The sequence below is a fragment of the Streptomyces sp. NPDC102258 genome (genome assembly GCF_055584685.1).
In genome coordinates this window covers 1-4,108 of sequence record NZ_JBVJLO010000060.1, presented here as the reverse complement: position 1 = coordinate 4,108, position 4,108 = coordinate 1, and the positions used below count along the sequence as shown (strand labels likewise).

At 70.2% G+C, this 4,108-nt stretch carries 5 protein-coding genes; 1 reads left to right on the top strand and 4 read right to left on the bottom strand.

Annotation, left to right across the window (positions count from 1 at the left end):
* Positions 1–314 precede the first annotated feature (314 nt).
* Positions 315–524: a DUF6207 family protein gene (locus ACZ6ZT_RS35060; RefSeq protein ID WP_469724495.1), complete on the top strand. Its 210-nt coding sequence runs from the start codon at positions 315–317 to the stop codon at positions 522–524.
* Between the two features lie 63 nt (positions 525–587).
* On the opposite strand, the gene ACZ6ZT_RS35055 is transcribed toward ACZ6ZT_RS35060, so the two are convergent.
* The 4 genes from ACZ6ZT_RS35055 to ACZ6ZT_RS35040 form a co-directional block, all read right to left on the bottom strand.
* Positions 588–1,067 carry a hypothetical protein gene (locus ACZ6ZT_RS35055; protein ID WP_469724494.1) on the bottom strand — a complete coding sequence of 160 codons (480 nt, stop codon included), beginning with the start codon at positions 1,065–1,067 and terminating at the stop codon, positions 588–590.
* Positions 1,068–1,469: 402 nt separating this feature from the next.
* Positions 1,470–2,669, bottom strand: coding sequence for a hypothetical protein (locus ACZ6ZT_RS35050; protein WP_469724493.1), 1,200 nt, complete (start codon positions 2,667–2,669; stop codon positions 1,470–1,472).
* A 404-nt stretch (positions 2,670–3,073) separates the two neighbouring features.
* Complete coding sequence (locus ACZ6ZT_RS35045; protein ID WP_469724491.1) at positions 3,074–3,607, bottom strand: NUDIX hydrolase; 534 nt, start codon at positions 3,605–3,607, stop codon at positions 3,074–3,076.
* A gap of 230 nt (positions 3,608–3,837) precedes the next feature.
* A complete protein-coding gene (locus ACZ6ZT_RS35040) occupies positions 3,838–4,092 on the bottom strand; it encodes a hypothetical protein (protein ID WP_469724490.1) in 255 nt (84 codons plus the stop codon).
* Positions 4,093–4,108: the final 16 nt, after the last annotated feature.

Sequence of the window (4,108 nt, the reverse complement as noted above, 5' to 3'; positions counted from 1 at the left end):
CCCCAGGCACTCACTGTCTCTCACACCACTGTCCCCAAACCGAGAGATCGCACCGTCGCACCCCACCGGCACCTGGCCGCGCGCGAACGGGTGAGACAGCAGAGCGCGGCCACCAGCGACAATCCCCACCGGTGGCTCCGGCCCCGGAGTACGTTAGGCCGTACGGGGTGCGGCCCTGGCCACCAGGGCCGCGACGGGGGCCGCACCCCGACAGAGCTTGCCGACCATGCGACGCCCGCGGCCTGGGATCCCTCGTGCGAGTGGACCCGGGGCCGCCGGCGAACCGGTAAGGTCCCCACGCCGTCGCAGGGCTCATGAAGCCGATCGACGAGCAGCACCTCGCGCAGCCCGGCCTGGTGGTCCTGGACATCACCGGCGGGGACGCCGTCCGGGCCGTGATGGCCGCGATGGAGGAGCGCTGGGCCACATCGGGTGTTGGCCTGGTGCGCCGGGATCCCGGGGAGTCCGGCGTCCGGGCCCGGATGTACGCCGACGTCCTGCGCCCGGGACGGCACAGCCTGTGAGTGAGCCTGGGCAAGCCCTTCGTGAAGGGCTTGCCCAGGGTCGCCTAAGGCTTGCCCTGCCGCTCAGGCTTCGTCGTCCTTCACCCCCCACACGGGATACGCCCGCCCGGTGCCATGGCAGTGGCGGCAGGATCCGTCGCCTCCGGAGGAGCCATGCGCGTTGATGTTGTCGACGGCATCGCGCAGGAGCCGGGCGAGGCCGTCGACGTGACCGGCGTGGAGGGCGAGCTGGTGGCGCTTGCCGACCATGATCTCCAGCGCGGTCCCGGGCGTGGCAGTGCCCAGTTCGTAGGTGATGTCGCGGGTGACCGTCGTGACCAGTTTGTGGAGCTGGCTCATCGTCTCCCCGCCTGACAGCTCCACTCGCGCGGTGAAGCCGATGTCGTCGGGCTGGGCGAGGGAGAGGAACGCATCGGGGTGGTCGAAGGGTACGAGTCGGCCGACGGGCTCGCCGTGGGCCCCGTGGAAGGAGGCAAGGGCATGCCACATGTCTCCCGGGAGGCTCGGCACGAGCCCGGCGTAGGACTGCTTCTTTGGTTTCATGGTTCCGGTCTACGGCTGGCCAGGCGGCGTCGGCCGGCTCCAGGCCTCCGCGTCCCAGGCGGTGACGCCACGGCTTCGGGAGCCGTCCCGTCACGTGATCCGGACGTTGGGCAAGCCCTCCGGCCGAGGGCTTGCCCAGCAGTTCCCGTGACCGGTCGGTGGGCCAGCCGTGACCGATCCGTCTCCCGCGATCGGTCAAACAGCACGTCACCGCCGTGACCGGTCCATGCAACTCCCGAACGGCCGGTGACCGGTCATCGGCCACCGGCCAGCCACAGCCGCGCCCGGGAGCCCGGGCTGGCGGTGACCGATGACCGGTCACCGCCGCCTTGTGGGGGTGGGCAAGCCGGTGCGCAGGGTGGCTTGCCCAGGCTCCTTGGGCTTGCCCGGCGGGCGTTGCGGTCAGCCTCGGCGGCGGAAGAGGCCGCGGCCGGGCCGGGCTGACTCCCGGTCGTCCTCGAGGGGAGGCGGCACGGCAGCCTGGAGGCGGGCGGCCTGTTCGCGGGCGACGTCGTCAGCGTGGCAGGGACCGCACACGGTCAGATCCCCAGCCGTCCAGGCACCGCCGTGCGCGGTGGTCTCCTCCCAGCGGTTGTCGGTGAACTTCTGCCCGCACCGGCTGCACACGGGGCGCTGCGCCTCCCGTTCGGCGGCCCGGCGCTGTGCCACCCGTTCGTCGGCGCGGGCCATCTGGGCGCGGTAGAGGGCGTCGCCGTCGGGGTTGTCGAGCGCGGCCGTCAACGTCTGCTCGCCCTTCCGGCCGAGCCGCCGCCACACCGGCCCGTCGGCGCCGTGCTCCGTCAGCTGCTCCAGGGTGGTGACGACGACGGGCACCGCCTGGCCGTAGTCGAGCGCGGTGATCCCCCGCTCGAAGGTGTCGTACCGGCGCGGCGCCCAGTAGTCGCGGCCGGCGTCCTCCAGCACGGCGATGGTGTTGGCGACCTCCGCGGCGGTGGTGTCCGCGAAGACAAACGCCACTGGGGCCAGGCCCTCCCTACTGGTCGGCGGGTAAACCCGGCGCCACAACCGCTCCTCGTGGTCGACCGTGTCGATCGCGTCCGGCCGGGACCGGACCAGGTCCACGGTGCGCTTGTCCGCGCCCTGCGGCAGCAGCCGGCCCCACTCCCAGTACCGGCGCAACTTCTGCACCAGCTCGTGGGCGTCCTCGGTACGGCGATCGACCTCCACGAGGAGCACCGGCACCCCAGCCGCCGGTGCCCGCACCACCAGGTCCGCCCGCTGCACGAAGCTGTTGCCCAGCCGGTGGCCGACCTCGGTCTGGAAACCGAGCCGGTGACCGATCCCCGCCCGGTGGAGCTCGGCGGCCGTCGAGGTGACCGCCGCGGCGTGGTCGTCGTAACCGGTACCCAGCAGCTCCCCCGTGTCCGGGTCGAACTTCTCCTCACGCAGCACCGACAGTCGTATGCCCTTCGGCTCCAGCAGCTGCTTCGCCTCGCCTTGTCCGCGCTTGGTCAGCACCCACACCTGCCGCTGGTCCTCCTGCACCGACTCGATCCTCACCAGGTGGTGGTCCTCCAGATCCAGGAGGTTGTCCCGCGTCAGCTTGTCGTGCCGGTTCTCCGGACGGGTCAGCTTCCACAACTGATCGGGCGTAGCCCTCTGGAAGATCCCCAGCGCTTGCAGCAGCTCCCGACGCCTGGGTCCGGTCGAAGTCCTCCTGTGCTGGGGACGCCTGGGTACACGAGGGTTGTCGGACCTGCGGCGACCCCTTGCCCGCCCGGTCTAACCTGCGGATACGCCCCCCTCGGCAGGACGGGACGCGGAGGGGGTGACGGAGGGGTCCACGGAGGGGGTCTTCGGGGTCTGCTCGGTGGTCTGCTCAGGCTCGTCAGCGGTGCTCGCCACAGCTACTCCTAAAGGGGTGAGGGCGGGCCTCTCCCGCCATTCACCTGCTACAGGTAGGTTTTTCGGCTGCTGTGTGACGCCGCCCTCGGAAAACCTCTCCGCCGTGACCGCATCGTGATCAACCAGCGTGATGGGCCAGGTCAGGACCGCGCGGCCCGGAACGCCAGATACCGGCTGAAGGCTTCGTTGCTGTCGGGGGTGAAGCGCCACTCCAGCAGAGCCGACCGCAGCTCCGGCTCTGTCAGCCAGCCATGCCAGGCGACCTCATCGGGATCGGGGACCACGGTGTCCGGCACCACGGCGTCGTGCACGCCGAGCCAGTGAGGGCTCAAACCGCTTCGGTTGACGAACGTGAACAGCAGGCGCGGCAGCGCACGAATGCCCAGCTCTTCGGCCAGCTCCCGCGCGGCGGCCCGTTCATACGACTCGCCGACATTTGCGGCGCCACCGACCTCGACCTCATAAAGCCCGGGGAAGCGCGATACCTGCTCCGATCGTCGGTGGATGAGGATCCGTCCACGCTCATCACGACACACCGTCACGGCGATGCGGTGCAGCCAACCCTCCTGGATGGCCTGCCGACGGCTGACCACCATCCCCAGCAAACGATCTTGATCGTCGACACGCTCCACCAGTTCATCCACGACGCACAGCCTGGCGGAGCCCACTGACATTGACGCTTTCCTGAGCCCGCAGAGCGCTGGCGGCCGGCGCCGGCCGCTGGGGGCTTTGTCAGCAAGGACCCGGAAGGGGTGCTTCGCGGGGGGGGCAGCTGTCCGGTGGACGCACCGCGAACCCCGTCGGCTACCGAGGGTCCGGTCGCGGCCGGTTCGCTGCAGGGCCTGCCTACACAACGTCGAACCTCACCACCACAGCACCTGTCATGGCGACCTCCCAGAGGCAGTTACGAGAGTTCCAGCGGATGGATCCCCGCGTTCCATTCCGGCAGCCAGTCGGTCCCGGTCTCGCCGGCGAGAGCCTGGTGGAACCAGTCGCTGAACCCCAGGGTGGTGTCGTGCCAGTCTGCCCACCCTCGGCGGAAGACTGACACGGTCCAGGAGCCGTCCTCGTGTGGCACGAGGAAGAGCTGGTCACCTTCGATCGTATTTCCCCAGACCAGGGTGACGGCGGTCAGTAGATACTCCCCGTAGGCGGCCACTTAGCGCCCCACTCAT